Here is an 18842-nt window from a genome sequence, read left to right as displayed (position 1 = left end):
CGGTGCAACCATCCACATCTCTGCCGTCGAAAATGGATGCGCGGCAAGCGGACCGGAACCGCGATTGTCATGCGATCGCAACCGAAACGACGCGAAAACGGCATCATGCGGAGGCACAGGCGCCTCTTTCTGCGCTGCAGCAACGTCCATAAAAAGGGGCCGCCGTGATCCGTTCGACTACCAGCCTGTTCGCGCTTGCCGGCGCACTGTTTTGCGCCGACGCGGCGTCCGCCCAGACCGCCGTGGCGGATACGAGCGCGACGCAACCCGACGATAGGCCGGCCGGCGCCGGGCAGTCCGACACTGCCCAACCCGACGACGCCGCCACGATCGTGATCACCGGCAGGTCGACGCGCTCGTCGACCGAGCTTCCCGGTACCGAAATGCAGAAAATCCTGCCTGGCGTCTCGCCGTTGAAGGCGATCCAGACGCTGCCCGGCGTGCTCTACATCACTGCCGACCCCTGGGGCTATAACGAGCAGAACGCGCAGATCTTCATCCATGGCTTCGCCGCCAACCAACTCGGCTATACGATGGACGGCATTCCACTCGGCGACCAAAGCTATGGCAATTATAACGGCCTGTCGCCGCAGCGCGCGGTGATTTCGGAGAATGTCGGCCGCGTCGTCGTGTCGACCGGCGCCGGCGACCTCGCCACCGCGTCGAACAGCAATCTTGGCGGCACGGTCGAAACCTATTCCTCGGCGCCGCTCGACACATTCGGCATCCAGGCGGCGCAGACCTTCGGCAGCTATGGCACCTCGCGCACCTCCGTGCGGATCGACACCGGCGCGTTCGGCGTCGACGGCAACACCTCCGCCTACCTCTCGGCGGCGCGACAGCACGCGCGCGCGTGGGATTTCAACGGCATCCAGGGCGGCTGGCAGGCGAACGGCAAGTTCGTCAACGACGGCAAGGCCGGAAAGCTGACGCTCTATTTCGACTATAACGACATGACCCAGCCGAACGAGGACGCGACGACGTTCTTCAAGCCCTCGGCCGGAGGCGCGCCGGCGACGCCGGTCCAGCTCTATACGCCCTATACCAAGCCGTTCTTCTATCCCGACCTGGCCACCTATCGGACGTCCTATCTCAACGCACTGGGCAATTCGCCCACGGCGCAGGGGAGCAATTACCGCAATTATTATTCGGACGCGCAGCGCACCGACTATCTCCTCTATATGCGCTACGACGCGCACCTGTCGGACCGCGTCACCTGGTCGACCACCGGCTATTTCCATCACAATGACGGTGTCGGCGTCGTCGCCGGCCCGCTCGGCCAGTCGATCACCACCGCGCAGCCCTATCTCGATCCCAATTATGCGACCGCCGTCGCGAACAAGTGCCAGTTCGGCGGCAACGGCAATGGCGTCCGCCCAGCGGCTTGTACGGCGCTGACCGACGCTCAGGCGGCAGCGGCAGGTGCCGCCCTGGTCGCGGCGACCGGCGGCTCGGGGCTGATCACCCGCACCACCGAATATCGTATCGACCGCGGCGGCATCATCTCCGCGGTCGCCCTCGACCTCGGCAACCACAAGATCGAGTTCGGCGGCTGGTTCGAGCGCAACAGCACGACGCAATATCGCCGCTGGTACGCGGTCGACATCACCAACCCGGCCGCGAGCACGCCGTACATCCGCCCGCTCGACGCCAAATCTCCGCTATTCACGCAATATCAGGGGGAGGCCCGGATCAACGAGCTGCAGCTCCATCTGCAGGACAGCTGGCAAGTCACCCGCAAGCTGCTGGTCAACGCCGGGTTCAAGACCAGCGCGCAATGGGCCAATGGCTGGTTCCCGGTCCAGCCCAAGGCGGGCTCGCTATCGGGCCTGGCCGGCGGGCTGCCCCAAGGCCGGATCGATACCAAGAACTGGTTCCTGCCTGCGGTCGGTGCCAATTATAATCTCAACGGCCACGAACAGCTCTATTTCAACGTCCAGAAGAACCTGCGCCAATATCAAGCCTATCTGGCCGGCGGCGGCGGCCCATGGTTCACCGGCAGCCAGGCGGCGTTCAACGCCTTTGCCGACCAAGGCAAGCCCGAGAGCAGCTGGACCTATGAAGGCGGACTGCGCACCAGCCGCGGCCTCGGTAACGGCATCGGGTTTGATGCCCAGGTGAATTATTATCACGTGGTGTTCAACAACCGCCTGCTGGCGATCTCGACCAATCCGGGCGGCATCGCCGGCAGCGGCATCACCGGCGGCACCTCGATCCTGGTCAATGTCGGTGACGTCCATACCGATGGCGTCGACGCGGCCTTTACCTTCCGCGTCGGCCGCACCTTTTCGCTCTACAACGCGACGTCGTACAACCTGTCCAAGTACCAGAGCGACTACAGCTCGACCGCGACGGGGATCGGCGCCGCGACGGGGACCTGCATCGGCGGTTACGTCGTCACCGCCGGCGTCGTCCCGACCTGCGGCAAGCAGCTGCCCGGCACGCCCAAGTGGATGAACAAGACCGTCGCCACTCTGTCGGTCGGTCCGTTCGAGGCGCAGGTGATCGGCGATTTCGTCGGTCGCCGCTTCGCCACCTTCACCAACGATGCCAGCGTGCCGTCTTACTTCCTGACCTCGCTGCGCCTCGCCGCGAAGGTGCCGGAAAACGTCCTGCCGCTGCGCAAGCTGGAAGTGTCGCTCAACGTCACCAACCTGACCGACCGCAAGGGCGTGTCGACCCTGTCGATCGGATCGGCGACCAACAGTTATTCGGCCTATCCGATCGCGCCGCGGCAATGGTTCCTGACGGTATCGGCTGCCTATTGAGGCGGCGGTAAAGCCGGATCCGGGGGGAGTTCCGTGCGATGGAACTCCGCCTGCCGATCGGCGGCTGGCGATCGAAAATGGCGTTGTTCCGCTGCCACACGTTCGAAAGGATATGTGGAGTGAGCGGCGGCTGCAGCTTTTGTGCTTGCGCCTTGTCCCGATTTGGTCCCTTTTGCCGCTACAGGGGAGCGATGCTTGAGGGCCGTAAAGGGAGACGGCTCAATGAATCGCATACGGATCGCACAACGTACCACGGTGGCCAGCCTGGCGCTGGTCGCCGGCCTGTCGGCTCTACCGGCATTTGCCCAGGACACCGCCAGCGCCGACACCGCGGCGGCCCCAGCCGCCAGCGACGAAATCGTCGTCACCGGGTCGCGCATTCGCCGCAGCCCCCTGGACAGCGACAAGCCGGTCGTCACCGTCGATGAAGCCGCGATCGCCAAGACCGGCCTGAGTTCGGTCGCCGATGTGCTGCAACGCCTGCCCAGCGCGGGCGGCGGGCTGAACACCAAGGTCAACAATGCCGGCAATATCGGCGGCCCGCCCGACGGCACCGGCGTCAGCTCGGGTTCGGCGGAGATCGATCTGCGCTATCTCGGCGCCAAGCGCACGCTGGTGCTGGTCGACGGTCTGCGCTTCGTCAACGGCTCCGCCGCGGGCGGCATCCCTGCCTCGGTCGATCTCAACGAAATCCCGACCAACATGATCGAGCGGGTCGAAGTGCTGCAGTCCGGCGCATCGCCGCTCTATGGCTCGGACGCGGTCGCCGGGGTGGTGAACATCATCACCCGTCAGGCGCAGAAAGGGCTCAAGGCGTCGGCGCAATTCGGCACCTATCGCGAAGGCGATGGCCATACCACCGACCTCCAGCTCAGCTATGGCATCCAGTCGCCATCGACCGGCACGTCGCTCGTCTTCGGCGCGACCTATACCAAGCAGGAAGCGGTGAGCACCGCCAATCGCGCGATCTCGCTGTTCCCGACCGCCGGCATCACGTCCTGCGCGGTGCCGACCAGCGGCTGCAGCAGCGCCATCCCCAACGGCCGGTTCGACGTGCTCGGCCAGAGCCTGACGCTGGTCGCCCCGGTCGTCGGACGCAAGCCGGTCTATCCGACCGATTTCCGGGACTATACGCTCGCGGACCGGTTCAATTTCGCACCCTATAACTATTTGCTCACGCCGAACGAGCGGATCGGCGCTTTCTTCAACTTCAAGCAGGAACTGTCGAGCTCGGTCAATCTGCGGGTCAAATTGGTCTATAATCATCGCCATTCGACCACCGAGGCGGCGTTCCTGCCGCTGTTCATCGGGCCGGATGCGGGGAACGGCAATCTGCTCGACACGATCTCGGTCGATGCCACCAATCCCTACAATCCGTTCGGCGTGACCTTGTCGTCGGGCGCCGACGGCACGCCGGCCAATTATTCGACCATCCGCCGGCGTTTCGTCGAAGGCGGCCAGCGCGTCTTCACGCAAGACGTCAACACCTTCTCGGGGACCGTCACGCTCGACGGCTCGTTCCTCATCGGCAGCAAGAAATGGTATTGGGACGCCAATGCCGTGGTCGGCCTGAACGATGCCCATCAACTGTTCACCGGCAACCTCAACGCCGCCAAACTCGCCCGCGCGCTGGGTCCCGTCGCCAATTGCACCGGGGACTGCGTGCCGTTCAATATCTTCGGCGGCCTGGGCTCGATCACCCCGGCGATGCTGAATTATGTGACCTTCGACGAACGCGACAAGAGCTTGCAGCGGCTGTACGATTACACCGCCAATCTGTCGGGCGAGCTGTTCGACCTGCCCGCCGGTCCGGTCGGCATCGCCATCGGCTACGAACATCGCGTCCAGAAGGCGAGCTACGATCCCGATCCGGTAATCGTGGCGGGGCTGGGTGCCGACGTGCCGACAAGCCCTGCGCGCGGCGGCTTTCATGTCAACGAGGTCTATGGCGAGCTTCGCGTGCCGATCCTGGCCAATACGCCGTTCTTCTATCGGCTCGAACTCGACGGCGCGGTTCGCCATTCGGACTATTCGTCCTTCGGCAGCAGCACGACCTTCACCGCTTCCGGCCTGTGGAAACCGGTCGCGGACCTGCTGTTCCGCGGCGGTTATGCCGAGAGCCTGCGCGCGCCCAGCATCGGCGAACTCTATGCTGGCCTGTCGCGCAGCGACGCGACGATCAACGATCCCTGCACCAGCGGCGCCGGCGGCTCGTTCCAGACCAATGCGACGGTCAGGGCCAATTGCATCGCCAATGGCGTGCCGGCGAACGGCAGCTATGCCGATCCGACCGGTGGGCAGCTCGGCGTGTTCTCGAAGGGCAATGCGGCATTGAAGCCGGAAACCGCCAAGACCTGGACCGCAGGTGGCGTGTACAGCCCGTCCTGGGCGAAGGGCTGGTCGTCGGCGCTGAGCCTGGAAGTCAATTACTATAATATCAGCCTGAAGAACGCGATCGATTCGGTGCCGGCATCGCTCACCTTGTCGCGTTGCGCGTTCAACGCCGATCCGGTCAGCTGCGCCGCGATCAAGCGCACGCCCAGCGGCACGATCGCCGGCATCAGCGCGGGCCTGCTCAACCTCAACGCGATCAAGACCGACGGCTTGGATGCCACCTTCATCTATCGCTCGCCCAAGGTCCGCGGCGGGACGATCGGACTGTCGGCCAATGCCGCCTATCTGCTGAAGTACAATGTCGCGCCGCCATCGGCGCCGCTCCAGGTCTGCGCCGGGACCGAGCGCTGCCTGGCAACCGATCAGGCGTTTCCGCGCTTCAAGCTGAACAGCACGATCGACTGGTCGTCGCCCGCCTTCGGCGCGTCGTTCACCGCGCGCTATATCAGCAAGGTGACCGAGGGTAACGGACACGTCATGTCCGCGACCTTCTATGGCGACGTGCAATTATACTACTCGCCTGCCTGGATGAACCACGACATGCGCCTGACGATCGGCGTGAACAACGTGTTCAACAAGAACCCGCCGGTCTGCGCCACCTGCGACAGCGCGAATTTCGACCCGACGACCTACGACATCCCGGGTCAGTTCGGATATGCGCGTTTGTCCTACGGCTTCTGATCGCGATCGATGGTGACGTGCGGGTATGGCTGAAGAAGGTTCGGCAATCTCGCCCGTCACGGATTCTCGGATTGGGTAAGCGCTTGCGCGGCACGATACTCCCCTCACCCCCGCAAATATCGTAACTGATGCGTTACGATCAGGGGCTGGGAGGGGAGCTTCCATGGCAAGCAGGGCGCGGCCGCCGGCGTCGGCGAACGACTGGCTGAAAATTTCCTTCTTCGCGCTGATCGCCTTGTGCTTTCTGGCAGTGCTCTGGGTCGACGACCGATTCTGGTTCGATCCCAGCGATCCTCATGCGCGGCGCGTCCTAGCCTTCCGATCGCTGCTGATGTTCCATGGCCTGATGGGGCTGACGGCGTTGACCGCAGGTACGGCGCAAATGTCGAGCCGTATCCGGACACGCAAACCCGCGCTCCATCACGCGCTGGGCAAGGTCTATATCCTCGCGGTCTGCCTTTCGGCGCCGGTCGCGATTTACATCGGCGTCGGCGCGCTGGAACCGGCCAGCATCCATGTCGAGCAGGTGTTTCAGGGCGGACTGTGGCTGATATGCGCGCTGGTGGCCTGGACCTGCGCCCGCCTCAGGCTGATGCAGCAGCATCGCGACTGGATGATCCGCAGCTACGGTTTCACGCTCGTTTTCGTGCTCAGCCGCGTGCCGGACATCTTCGTCAGCCATTATAGCGATCAGTTCCTGTCCGACATGCTGTGGTCGCTAATCGTCTGCGCGTTGATCGCGCCGGAGGCCATCGCGACCGCGTCAGCGATCAGGCGGGCCTCGGCGCGTAAACAACGGACGGCATAGACGAGGGTCACGCCGCACAGTTTGATTGCGGATAGCGGCGTTTGCAGCAGCTCCGTTCAACCCAGGAGCGTGGTGGAGACATAGTAGGTCGACGCAGGCGGCGGGCCGCGCGGTTCTTGCAACCATCATAGGGCGAATTACGTTTACAACACACCCCGTCAAGGAAGACCGCATGTTCCGCAAAGTCGCTCTCGTTGTTGCGTTGGCCGCCGGTACCGTCACGGCCACGCCCGTTCTCGCCAAGGGATGCATCCGCGGCGCCATCGTCGGCGGGGTTGCAGGTCACTATGTCGGCCGTGGTCATGCGCTCGCGGGAGCGGCCGCGGGCTGCCTTGTCGCCCGGCACCATTATGCGCAGCAGGCCAAGGCCAGGAAAGCCGCCGTGCGGCGTTGATGACTAGGTTGAGAACTCTGATAAGCCGTTGTTCTTAGTCGATCCGTTTCCCTAACTCGTCATCCCAGCGAAAGCTGGGATCTCAAGCCGCATCGCGCACCGCCAGAGACCAACATCGGGTCGGATCGTCTCCCGGACGATCCTTGAGCATGCGGGGCATGCTCAACCCGATGTTCTTTCGCTGGGGTGACGGGGGGTGCGCTAAGGCGACGGGAGGATTCCGCGGGGCGGCGGCAGATGGAGAAGCGGCCGACGCGATTACCGCGCCGGCCGGCCAAATACGTCACCTTAGAATTGGCTAGACCCAACAGGCTGCGGGCTTCCCACCCGCAGCCCGTCAGCCAAGTCCCAGCTCAGCGGAACGAACCGCTGAGCATCACGCCGATCACGCGCGGGTCGTTGTAGATGCCCGCCCGATAGTTCGACGTGTCGATCGCGCCGATCAGGTTCTTGGTGTTGGTCAGGTTGCGGGCGAACACCGCCAGCTCATACTTGCCCCAGGCGTAACCGATCTTGCCGCCCAGTTCGTAATTGCCGTCGGTGGTGTATTCGACCGCGCGGTACAGGACCAGGCTGGTCTTGCCCTGGATGTTGAAGTCGCCGGCGACGAACAGCTTGCTCTCCCCGCCCAGCGGCAGGTCGTAGCGGGCGCTGAGGTTGATGTTGTAGTCCGGCGCGTTGGGGAACGGATTGCCGTTGATATTGGCGTAATAATTGTTGCCGATCCGCACCGTCGGGTTGAGCACCGTCTGCGACATCACGCCGCCCGCCGCGCCGACCTGGGCATAGACGTTGGGCGCGTTGATCTCGGTGTGCAGCAGGCTGAGGCCGAGATTGACGCGGAAGTTGTTGACCGGCCGCGCCTCGAGCTCGGCCTCGACGCCATAGCCCTTGCCCTTGTTGCCGTTGAACAGCACGCCGTTGCCGTTGCTGTCGTTGCCGTTCAACTGGATGTTGTCGATGTTGTAGTAGAAGCCGGCAACGTTGAGGTGGACGCGGCCGTCGGCGAACGCGGTCTTGATGCCCGCCTCATAGCTGGTGTTCTTTTCCGAATTGGCCGTCGAATAGGCCGAATTGAACACCGCCGAGCGGCCCTGCACGGTCGGGCCGCGGAAGCCGCGGGCATAGCGCGCGTAGAAGCTGACGTCGTGGTCCGCGCGCCACAACAGGCTGACGTCCCAGCTCGGCTGGGTGTCGGACAGGCGGCAATAGGTCGCGGCACCGCAGGCATAGGACGAGGTCGGCGCGGTGGCCGGCACGGTCAGGTTGGCGAAGTTCGGGTGGAGCAGCAGATTGGTGCTCTTGGTGTCGTTGGTGACGCGCACGCCGCCGCTCAGCGTCAACTGATCGGTGAGGTCGTAGCTCGCCTGGCCGAACGCCGCCCAGCTGGTGTTGATGTTGTGCAGCAGGACGAAGTTCTTCGGGTTCGGCGTGGTGCCGAGCGAATTGTTGACAAGGAAGAACGAGCGCTGGTCGAACTCGGTATTGTCGCGCGCATCGAAATAGATGCCGCCGACCTGCCACTTGAAGCGGCCGGTGTTCGGGCTGGCCAGGCGGACTTCCTCGCTCCACTGATCGAGCCCGCGCAGGCGACCCTGCGATTCGCCGCAACCGGCGGCGCATATGTTCGGGGTGACGCCGCCGAAATTCGCCGCCGCGCCGCCATCGGTATCGCCGCGACTATAGCCCGAGGCATGTTCCCAGGCCGTGATCGAGGTCAGGGTGGCGCCGCCGAAATCGTAATCGACCTTCAGCGAGACGCCCTGGTTCTTGTACGCCTGGGGGTTGTTCTGCGCTTCGTCGTACGACACGACCGAGCGGTCGAACGAGGCGGGCACCGCGCTGGTGCCGCGGACGATCGAGCCGCGATAGAAGATCGAGGCGGTGCCGGTATAGTCGCGGACATGGCCCGACAGGCGGACGCTCAGCGCGTCGCTTGGCTTGAACAGCAGCTGCAGGCGCACGTCCTTCTCGTCGAAGCCGCCCATCACATTGTGGCCGGGGACGGTGCCGTCGTCGGACGGGCCGGTATAGGTGTTGCTGATCCAGTCGTCGCGATGCTGGTACAGGCCGGACAGGCGGAAGCTGATCGTGCCGTCCTTGGTCAGCGGGCCGCCGACGCCGACATCGGCATTGACGCTGTTATAGCTGCCATAGCTGAGCGAACCCTGGCCCTGCCAGTTCGCGCTAGGCTGCGCGCTGTCGAACTTGACGATGCCCGCGGTCGTGTTGCGGCCGAACAGCGAGCCCTGCGGGCCCTTCAGCACTTCGACCTGCGCGATGTCGAACGCCGGGTTCGACTTGAGCACGACATGCTCCTTGACCACGTCGTCCTGGATGATCGACACCGGCTGCGACGCGCCGAGATAGAAGTCGATATTGCCGAGGCCGCGAATGTAGAAGCGCGGGAAGATGCGGCCGGTGGTCGACTCCACATAGAGGCCGGGCACCTTGCCCGACAGCGACAGCAGTGTATCGGCGCCGGCCGCCTGGAAGTCGTGGAGCGCTTCGGGCGCGATCGTCGACACGGCCACCGGCACGTTCATCGTGCTTTCCGAGCGGCGCTGCGCGGTGACGATGATATCGCCAGTGTCGCTCGCGCTATCGGCCGGGCTGTCCGCCGCCGGAGTCGCCGCGGTCTGCGCGGCGGCGAACGGAATCGTCGCGACGCTGGCCGTCCCGACGAGAAGCAATGCGATGAACTTCTGATACTGCATGATGATAACCCCTTTGCGCGGCGCCAGTTACTGGTTTGGGTGCCGCTTGAACGCGCCCACTGGCCGCGAATTGTGACCACAGTGCGTCAGAACCGGGATCGGACGGAGAGGCTTGCGCACCACGTCCATCGGAAAGCTCGCCAGGCCGGAGAGCATTGTCCACTTGAGGCAGGTTAGCGCTCCCGCATTAGTGAAGGATTATTGACCTTCTGCGTGGAATATTTGGGTGCCGGCGGCTATGGGAGCGCCATGGATAACAATATGTTAGAGACGTTGCGTCGGTTGCATGACGACATATTGGCCAAGCTCGATGCACTGGAGGCGCTGACCAGCCTGCCGCAACCGCCGATGGATCGCTTGCCCGCGCTCCGGCAGGCGCTGACCCGCAGCAGCCGGGCGCGAACCATGTTGCTGGAGCGTGCCTATGACCAGCTGATCGCGGAGGCCTCTCCGGCGAAGAAAACCGCGCTGGAGACGCTCAAGGCGGACGGCAAGGACAATATGATCACCTCGACCCAGCATATCGGCTCCTGGACCTTGCGGGAAATTGGCGACCGCTGGCCGGAATATTGCGCCGCCTCGGCCACGATGCGGGCGGATATGCGCAAGCGGATCAGGAGCGAGAAGGAGCTGATCTATCCTCTGCTCGCCGAACGGAAGGGTGCGTGATCGCAGGCTTTCGCTAGGCGCATCCGTGACATAGAGGAGGTCGCATGCTTGATCGTCGGTCCGCGTTGGTGGGCGCCACCGCCCTGTTGCTTACTGGAGCGTCCCGGCCGGCGGCAGCCGACTTGGCCGCAAGGGTCGCCGACCTGAGAGCGCTGGAACGGCGCGCAAAGGGCCGGCTCGGCGTCTATATTCTCGATCCGGTCCGCGGCGTGAAATTCGGCTGGCGGGAAAACGAGCGCTTCGCGCATTGCAGCTCGTTCAAGATGTCGCTCGCGGCGATGCTGCTCGCCAAGGCCGACCGGAAAGAGGTCGATCTTTCGGAAGTGCTGCATTGGATCAAGGCGGACATGTTGAGCGTCAGTCCGGTCACCGAGACCAGGATCGACGCCGGTCTTGCCGTGGAGGATCTGGCGCGCGCGATCGTGGTGACCAGCGACAATACTGCGGCCAATGTCCTTCTGCGGCGATTTGGCGGGCCGGAGCAGCTGACCCGTTTCTGGCGGTCGATCGGCGATCATGTCAGCCGCCTCGACAGATACGAGCCGGAGTTGAACCTGACGCCGCCGGGCACGGAACTCGATACGACCACGCCCGCGGCGATGGCCGCCACCACGGCCAGGTTGATCCACGGCAAGACGCTTTCCCCCGCCAGCCGCGCCAAGCTCAAGGCCTGGATGAGAGAGGCGAAAACCGGTCGTGACCGCATCCGGTCGGGCTTTCCCGCCGGGTGGGACGCTGGCGATAAGACCGGGACGGGCATCGGCAAGACCAAGCATACTTATGTCGATCTGGCCTTTGGCGGCCCCGCCGGCCGCGCGCCGCTTATCGTTGCCGCTTACTTCGAACCGGCGCGGCTCGTCGAACCGATGGATCCGGTCGCGACCGGTGCGCTCGCCGAGGTCGGTCGGATCGCGGTCGCGAGCGTGTCCGCGGTTTAGTTCGGGTTATATCGGATCCGATCGCCCAAGCTGGCATGGCACCGTCCGGCAATGGGGCGCCCGCCGCCGCCGTCCTATATAAGCGAAACATGATGGCCCGCGATCGGGCCTCGCGTCGAGTCGGAGGCGATCGATGATGGTTCGAGCGACGGAAGCGGGACGACACCGTGTCGTCGTCGTCGGAGCGGGATTTGGCGGTCTTTGGGCCATCAAAAGCCTGAAGGGCGCGCCGGCCGACATCATCGTTATCGACCAACGCAATCATCACCTGTTCCAGCCGCTGCTCTACCAGGTCGCCACGGCGTCGCTGGCGCCGTCCGAAATAGCCTGGCCGATTCGATCGATGCTGCACGACCGCCGCGACGTCTCGACCATCCTCGCCACCGTGACCGGCGTGGATGTGGAAGGCCGTGCCGTGCAGCTCGCGGACGGTAGCGCGATACCCTACGACACGCTGATCCTCGCGACCGGCGCACGGCATGGCTATTTCGGCCATGACGAGTGGGAAGAGTTCGCGCCCGGCCTCAAGACGATCGAGGACGCCACTGCCATTCGGGGACGTATCCTCGCGGCCTTCGAGGCGGCGGAGCGCGAAACCGATCCTGTTCGACAGCAGGCCTTGCTGACCTTCGCGATCATCGGCGCCGGCCCCACCGGCGTCGAACTCGCCGGCACCATCGCCGATCTCGCCCATGATACGCTCCCGCGCGACTTTCGCGCGGTAGATACGCATCGTACCAAGGTCCTGCTCGTGGAAGCTGGTCCCAAGGTGCTCAATGGCTATCCCGACGCGCTTTCGAGCTACGCGAAGAGCGCGCTGGAGAAGCTCGGCGTCGAAGTCTGCCTGGGCGATCCGGTGACGCAGATCGAGCGGGGCGCCATCACGTTCGGCGAGCGGCGCGTCGAGGCGCGGACGATCGTCTGGGCGGCGGGCGTACGCGCCTCGCCCGCCGCGCAATGGCTGGGAACGGCGGCCGACCGCAACGGCCGGATACTCGTCGAACCCGACCTCAGCGTGCCCGGTCATCCCGAGATTTTCGCGATCGGCGACACGGTCTCGGTCAAGGCGCCCAATGGCTCGCCAGTGCCGGGGATCGCACCGGCCGCCAAGCAGGAAGGTGCATTCGTCGGTGAAACGATCCGGCGGAGGCTTGCTGGCAAGGCCGAACCCACACCCTTTCGCTACCATCACCAGGGCAGCCTGGCGCAGATCGGCAAGCGCAAGGCGGTGATCGATTTCGGGCGGATCAGGCTGCGCGGCGCGGTCGCCTGGTGGCTGTGGGGAATCGCCCATATCTATTTTCTGGTCGGGGTACGCGCGCGGCTCAGCGTCGCACTCAACTGGCTATGGATTTACACGCGGAATCAGCGTGCTGCCCGGCTCATCACTCAGCCGAAAGGCGAAGCTGCGCTCGACTGATGCCGCTTTCATACTAGACTTCCCCCTAACCTTCGATACCCTCCGCCCGGCTCACATGAAGCCACGACAGAAGGGGGATGTATGAAGCTCGCGGCCCGTCTCGCGGTCCTTGCGCTGGCGCTGTCTCCGGCGCTCGCGTTCGGCGACAATGCCCCGCACATCACGGTCGCTACCCCCGGGGTCGGCAACGGTTCGATCGAGCGGTTCACCGTGCGCTTCAGCCAGCCGATGGTGGCTTTGGGCGATCCGCGCGCGGCGTCGCCGTTCGACGTCACCTGCGCGGTCAACGGCCAGGGGCGCTGGGCCGATCAGCAGACCTTCGTGTGGGAATTCGTCAATCCGTTGCCTGGCGGCACCAAGTGCGAGTTCAAGGTCAAGGCCGGGACCAAGAGCGTGTCGGGCTATGCGCTCAACGATAGCAACACCTATACGGTCGATGCCGGCGGACCGATGGCCAAGGCGATCCTGCCGGGCGAGAATAGCGACGAGATCGAGGAGGGCCAGGTCTTCCTGGTCGCCGCCAATCTGCCGGCGACGCCGCAATCGGTCGGCGCCAATGCCTATTGCTCGGTCGCCGGGCTGGGCGAGAAGATCCCGGTCGACGTCCTGCCGCCCGACACCGCGGGCAAGCTGATCGCCGAGATGGGCACCGACGACAATTACGCGGTGCAGAGCTTCCTCGAGAGCGGCGGCCTGCCCGCGACGGTACCGGCGAGCGAAGCCGACCGCGCCAAGGCTTATGAAGGTGTGACCGCGCTCCGCTGCCGCCGGCCGTTGCCGCCGGGGCACGATATGTCCTTGGTCTGGTCGGGCAAGATCGCCAGCGCGAGCGGCAAGCCCGCGGGCACCGACCAGCGCTTCGACTTCACCGTGCGCAAGCCGTTCGCGGCGCGGTTCGAATGCAGCCGCACCAATGCCCAGGCCGGCTGCAACCCGGTCGAGAAAGCCTATCTGCGCTTCACCGCGCCGATCCCGATGTCGCTCGCCAAGCAGATGAAGATCACCACCGCCGACGGCACGGTGATCGCGCCCCTGTTCGACAAGGACCAGCAGAAATCGGCGACGATCAGCGACATCACTTTCCCGGCGCCCATGCCCTATGCGACCACCGCCAAGGTCTCGATCCCGGCGGACGTGAAGGACGAAAGCGGGCGGCCGCTGACCAATGCCGAGCGCTTCCCGCTCGCCATCCGCATCGACCAGGCGCCGCCTTTGGTGAAGTTCGCCGCCGGCTTCGGCATCCTCGAGGCGAAGGAAGGTGGGGTGCTGCCGGTCACGGTACGCAATGTCGAACCGTCGCTGCAGGGCCAGAATTTGGCGATCGGCGGCCAGTCGCTGCGCGTCGAAGGGTCCGATGGCAAGATCGCCGAATGGCTGCGCACGGTGAATTCGGCCGACGACACCAATATCGAGGATATCAAGAAAGGCGACGAGGTCGTCGGCCATATCCAGAATACCGGCGCGACCCCGATCCTGACGGGCGCCAATGCCGGCGCGTCGATGAAGATCGGCCTGCCCGGCAAGGGCAAGGATTTCGAAGTGGTCGGCATTCCGCTGACCAAGCCCGGATTCTATGTCGTCGAGCTCGCCAGCCCGGTGCTCGGCCAGGCTTTGCTCGGCCGCAAGGCGCCGCGTTACGTCGCGACTGCCGCGCTCGTCACCAACATGGCGGTCCATTTCAAATGGGGTCGCGAACGCAGCCTGGCCTGGGTGACCAATCTCGATACCGGCTTGCCCGTCGGCAATGCCGCGGTGGCGGTGACGGACAGCTGTACCGGCCAATTGCTCGCCAACGGCACGACCGACCGCTCCGGCGCGGTATTCATCCCGGCCGGTCTGCCCGAGCCGGAGACCTATGGCGGGTGCGAGAGCAGCTATCAGCAGCATCCGCTGATGATCTCGGCGCGCGCCGCCGGTGATTTCAGCTTCACCCTGACCGATTGGGGCGAGGGGATCCGGCCGTACGATTTCGACCTGCCCTATGGCTATTCGAAGGCCGACGACGTCTTCCACACCGTGTTCGACCGCGCGCTCGTCCGCCAAGGCGAGACGATCCACATGAAGCACATCCTGCGCCAGCCCAACGGCACCGGCTTTGCGCTGGCGCCGGGCTTCACCGGCACGCTCAGGCTGTCGCATCGCGGATCGGACACCAATTTCGACTTGCCGCTGACGATCGACGCCAATGGCATCGGCGAAAGCGAATGGACCGCGCCGCAGGGCGCGCCGATGGGCGATTACGACATTTCGGTGATCGATGGCGACAAGACGCTGTCGACCAATCAGTCGTTCAAGGTCGACGAATATAAATTGCCGACGATGCGGGCGACGGTGACCGGCCCCAAGGACGCCGCGATCCGGCCCAAGTCGCTGCCGCTCGACCTGTTCGTCGGCTATCTCGCGGGCGGTGGCGCGTCCAACCTGCCGGTCGAGATGCGGGTGGGCTATTTCGGCCGTTCGGCCACGCCCCAGGGCTATGACAGCTACACGTTCGGCGGGACCGACGTGAAGGAAGGGACCAAGCCACTCAGCGGCGACGGCGAGGAGGAAAGCGCGCCGCTGCCGCCGACCCAGACCCTGCCCGCGACCCTGGGCAGCGACGGCACCACGCGAACCTCGGTCGACGTGCCCGCAATCGATTCCGCGACCGACATGCTGGTCGAGATGGATTATCAGGACGCGAACGGCGAAGTGCTGACCGCGTCCAAGCGCATCCCGATCTTCCCCTCGGCGGTGCAATTGGGCGCCAAGACCGACGGCTGGCTGATGAAGCAGGACGATCTCAGGCTGAGCTTCGTCGCGCTCGATACCGACAACAAGCCGAAGAAGGGTCAGGCGATCAACGTCGCGCTCTACAGCCGTCAGGTGCTGACCGCACGGCGGCGGCTGATCGGCGGCTTCTACGCGTACGACAACCAGATGAAGACGACCAAGCTCGGCGGATCGTGCAGCACGACCACCGACGAGCTGGGGCTGGCCAAATGCACGATCGATCCAGGCGTGTCGGGCGAAGTCTATATCGTCGCCACGACGCGCGACGCCGACGGCAATGTCGCGCGCGCGGTGCGCTCGGTATGGCTGGCGGGCGATGACGATTGGTGGTTCGGCGGCGACAATGGCGACCGCATGGATGTCGTGCCCGAGCAGCAGACCTACAAGGCGGGCGAGACCGCGCGGTTCCAGGTGCGCATGCCGTTCCGCGAGGCCGAGGCTTTGGTCACGGTCGAGCGCGAAGGCGTGTTGTCGAGCTTCGTGACCAAGCTGTCGGGCGCCAACCCGGTCGTCGAGGTCAAGATGCCGGGCAGCTATGCGCCCGACGTGTTCGTCTCGGTCATGGCGGTGCGCGGGCGCGCGCAGCCTGGAGTGTGGAGCTGGTTCCAGGGGATCGGCAAGGCCCTGGGCATCACCAGCGCGCCGAGCGAAGCGCAGGAGCCGACCGCGTTGGTAGACCTCGCCAAGCCGAGCTATCGTCTCGGCATCGCCAAGGTGAAGGTCGGCTGGGAGGCCCACCAGCTCGGCGTGACGGTCAAGGCGAACAAGGAACGCTATGCCGCGCGCGACACCGCGACGGTCGACGTCTCGGTCAAGGATCCCGACGGCAAGCCGGCCAAGACCGCCGACGTGGCGTTCGCCGCGGTCGACCAGGCGCTGCTGCAGCTGGCGCCGAACGACAGCTGGAATGTGCTCGACGCGATGATGGGCGACCGGCCGCTGTCGGTGCTGACCGCGACCGCGCAGACCCAGGTGGTCGGCAAACGCCATTACGGCAAGAAAGCGGTCGAGGCCGGGGGCGGCGGCGGTGGCGACATGTCGGGGCTCAATCGCGAGAATTTCCAGCCGGTCCTGCTGTGGAAGGGCCGGGTGACGCTCGACGGCAATGGCCATGCCCAGGTGCCGGTCCAGCTCAACGATGCGCTGTCGAGCTTCAAGCTGGTCGCGATCGCGACCGATGGCGCGCAATTGTTCGGCACCGGCAGCACCGACATCCGCACCGCGCAGGATCTGTCGGTCTATGCCGGCCTGCCGAGCCTGGTGCGCACCGGCGACAGCTATGCCGCGGGTTTCACGCTCAGGAACGGCTCGGACAAGCCGATGACGGTGACCGCGAACGTCGCGCTCGAACCGCAGATCGCCAAGGGCAATCCGATCACGGTGACGATCCCGGCCGGCGGCGCCGCGCCGATCGCCTGGAACCTGACCGCCCCTGGGCAGGCCGGCCAGCTCAAATGGACGGTCAGCGCCAAGTCGTCGGATGGCAAGGCGGTCGACAAGATGACCACCGTGCAGGACGTGGTGCCGGCGGTGCCGACCGAAGTGTGGGCGGCGACGCTGGCGCGGGTCGGGCCCAATACCTCGATATCGATCACCCCGCCCAAGGGCGCGCTGCCCGGGTTCGGCGTGGTCGACATCAAGCTCGACGACAGTCTGGCCCCGCCGCTCGAGGGTGTGCGCCGCTTCATGGCGGCCTATCCCTATGATTGTTTCGAGCAGCGGCTGAGCCGGATCGTCGCGCTCGGCGACGGCGCGGGCTGGAACCAGCTCGCGGGCGAGATCCCGACCTATCAGGCGGATGACGGCCTGTTGCGCTATTGGCCGCAGGCATCGCTCAAGGGATCGGAAGCGCTCACCGCTTATGTCCTCGAACTGACCAGCGATGCCGGCCTGCCGATCCCCGAGACGGCCAAGACCCGGATGGTCGAGGCGATGAAGGCAGTGATCGACGGTCGCCTCAGGCACGAGGATTATGGCGATGTCCGCCTGCAGCGGCTGAATGCGTTCAACGCGCTCGCCCGCGCAGGTGCGGCGACCCCGGCGATGCTCGGCGCGATCGGCATCATTCCGAAGGAAATGCCGACCTCGCAGCTTGCCGATTATCTCGTCGCGCTCGACAAGGTGCCGGGTCTGGCCAACGCCAACGCCTTGCGCGGGGTCGCCGAGAGCGAACTCCGCACGCGCCTGGTCTATGAAGGCACGCGGCTCGATCTGTCCGATCAGTCGAACGCCCCCTGGTGGCTGATGTCGTCGGGCGACGAAGGCTCGATCAAGGCGGTCATCGCGACGCTCGGCCGACCTGGCTGGAACGACGACGCGCCCAAGATGATGGTCGGCGTGTCGCTGCGCCAGCAGCGCGGGCGTTGGGACACCACGACCGCCAATGCCTGGGGCACGATCGCGGCGAAGAAGTTCGGCGGACTCTATCCGGCGAGCGCGATCATGGGGACGACCAGTTTGAGCCTCGGCCAGCAATCGGTGCTCAAGTCCTGGCCGCTCGCCGCCGACGCGCGCAAGGCGAGCTTCGCCTTACCGTCGGCTCCGACCCCGCTGCTGCTCAGGCAATCGGCGGGCGCCGGCCCATGGGCGACGGTCCAGGTCTCGGCGGCGGTGCCGCTGACCCAGCCGCTGTTCGCCGGCTATCGCGTGTCGAAGAAAGTCGAACCGGTCAGCCAGCGGGTGAAGGGCCAATATAGCCGCGGCGACGTGCTCAAGGTGACCTTGCTGGTCGAGGCGACCGCCGAGCGCAATTGGGTGGTGGTCAACGACCCGATCCCGGCCGGCGCGACTCTGGTCAGCGACCTCGGCGGCCAGTCGCAGATGCTCGCCGATCAGGAGCAGGCCGGCGGCGGGTCGCGTTTCAGCGTGACCGACAAGGACGGCAAGGTCTGGGATGTCCAGGCCGGCGTCTCGCCAGCCTATATCGAGCGGCGGCGCGATTCGTGGCGCGGCTATTTCGACTGGGTCCCGCGCGGCAATTTCGCGATCGTCTACCTGATGCGGCTCAACGGGGCGGGGACGTTCAGCATGCCGTCGACGAGGGTAGAGGCGATGTATTCGCCGTCGATCAACGCCCAGCTTCCCAATGCGTCGATGACCATCGCGCAGAAGTGATGAATGGGGGTGTGGCCGTTTTAATCCCCTCCCTGCTTGCAGGGAGGGGCAGGGGGTGGGTGCGCGCGTCTGCGCGCCCAAAAAAGCTTATCCACCGCTCGCCAAAACAGCGTCGGACGAGGCATCGAGCCTCGCCCGTCGCTCACCCACCCCTTAATCCCCTCCCT

At 65.2% G+C, this 18842-nt stretch carries 9 protein-coding genes; 8 read left to right on the top strand and 1 reads right to left on the bottom strand.

What is annotated here, in order from left to right:
* The first annotated feature begins 164 nt into the window (after nt 1-164).
* The 4 genes from Q0L25_RS21670 (at nt 165) to Q0L25_RS21655 (ending at nt 7045) form a co-directional block, all read left to right on the top strand.
* Complete coding sequence (locus Q0L25_RS21670; protein WP_296617946.1) at nt 165-2768, top strand: TonB-dependent receptor; 2604 nt, start codon at nt 165-167, stop codon at nt 2766-2768.
* A gap of 222 nt (nt 2769-2990) precedes the next feature.
* Nucleotides 2991-5843: a TonB-dependent receptor gene (locus tag Q0L25_RS21665; protein WP_296617945.1), complete on the top strand. Its 2853-nt coding sequence runs from the start codon at nt 2991-2993 to the stop codon at nt 5841-5843.
* Nucleotides 5844-6006: 163 nt separating this feature from the next.
* Nucleotides 6007-6651 (top strand): DUF2306 domain-containing protein, encoded by a 645-nt coding sequence (locus Q0L25_RS21660; protein ID WP_296617944.1) that lies wholly within the window; start codon nt 6007-6009, stop codon nt 6649-6651.
* A 172-nt stretch (nt 6652-6823) separates the two neighbouring features.
* On the top strand, nt 6824-7045 hold the full coding sequence (locus tag Q0L25_RS21655; protein ID WP_296617943.1) for a hypothetical protein: 222 nt from the start codon (nt 6824-6826) through the stop codon (nt 7043-7045).
* 353 nt (nt 7046-7398) lie between these two features.
* On the opposite strand, the gene Q0L25_RS21650 is transcribed toward Q0L25_RS21655, so the two are convergent.
* The gene (locus tag Q0L25_RS21650; protein ID WP_296617942.1) at nt 7399-9762 is read right to left on the bottom strand and encodes a TonB-dependent receptor; all 2364 of its coding nucleotides are present in this window, start codon (nt 9760-9762) and stop codon (nt 7399-7401) included.
* Nucleotides 9763-10011: 249 nt separating this feature from the next.
* On the opposite strand from Q0L25_RS21650, the gene Q0L25_RS21645 reads away from it, so the two are divergent.
* From Q0L25_RS21645 to Q0L25_RS21630, 4 genes are all read left to right on the top strand, one after another.
* Nucleotides 10012-10431: a hypothetical protein gene (locus Q0L25_RS21645; RefSeq protein ID WP_296617941.1), complete on the top strand. Its 420-nt coding sequence runs from the start codon at nt 10012-10014 to the stop codon at nt 10429-10431.
* A 44-nt stretch (nt 10432-10475) separates the two neighbouring features.
* The gene (gene bla, locus Q0L25_RS21640; protein WP_296617940.1) at nt 10476-11369 is read left to right on the top strand and encodes a class A beta-lactamase; all 894 of its coding nucleotides are present in this window, start codon (nt 10476-10478) and stop codon (nt 11367-11369) included.
* A 136-nt stretch (nt 11370-11505) separates the two neighbouring features.
* Nucleotides 11506-12789, top strand: a complete 1284-nt coding sequence (locus Q0L25_RS21635) for an NAD(P)/FAD-dependent oxidoreductase (protein ID WP_296617939.1) — start codon at nt 11506-11508, stop codon at nt 12787-12789.
* Between the two features lie 81 nt (nt 12790-12870).
* Nucleotides 12871-18675 carry an MG2 domain-containing protein gene (locus Q0L25_RS21630; protein WP_296617938.1) on the top strand — a complete coding sequence of 1935 codons (5805 nt, stop codon included), beginning with the start codon at nt 12871-12873 and terminating at the stop codon, nt 18673-18675.
* Nucleotides 18676-18842 lie beyond the last annotated feature (167 nt).

The sequence above is a fragment of the Sphingomonas sp. genome (assembly GCF_024508665.1).
GTDB lineage: Bacteria > Pseudomonadota > Alphaproteobacteria > Sphingomonadales > Sphingomonadaceae > Sphingomonas.
The sequence above is the reverse complement of the archived record's forward strand: the minus strand, read 5'-3'. Positions and strand labels throughout refer to the sequence as shown.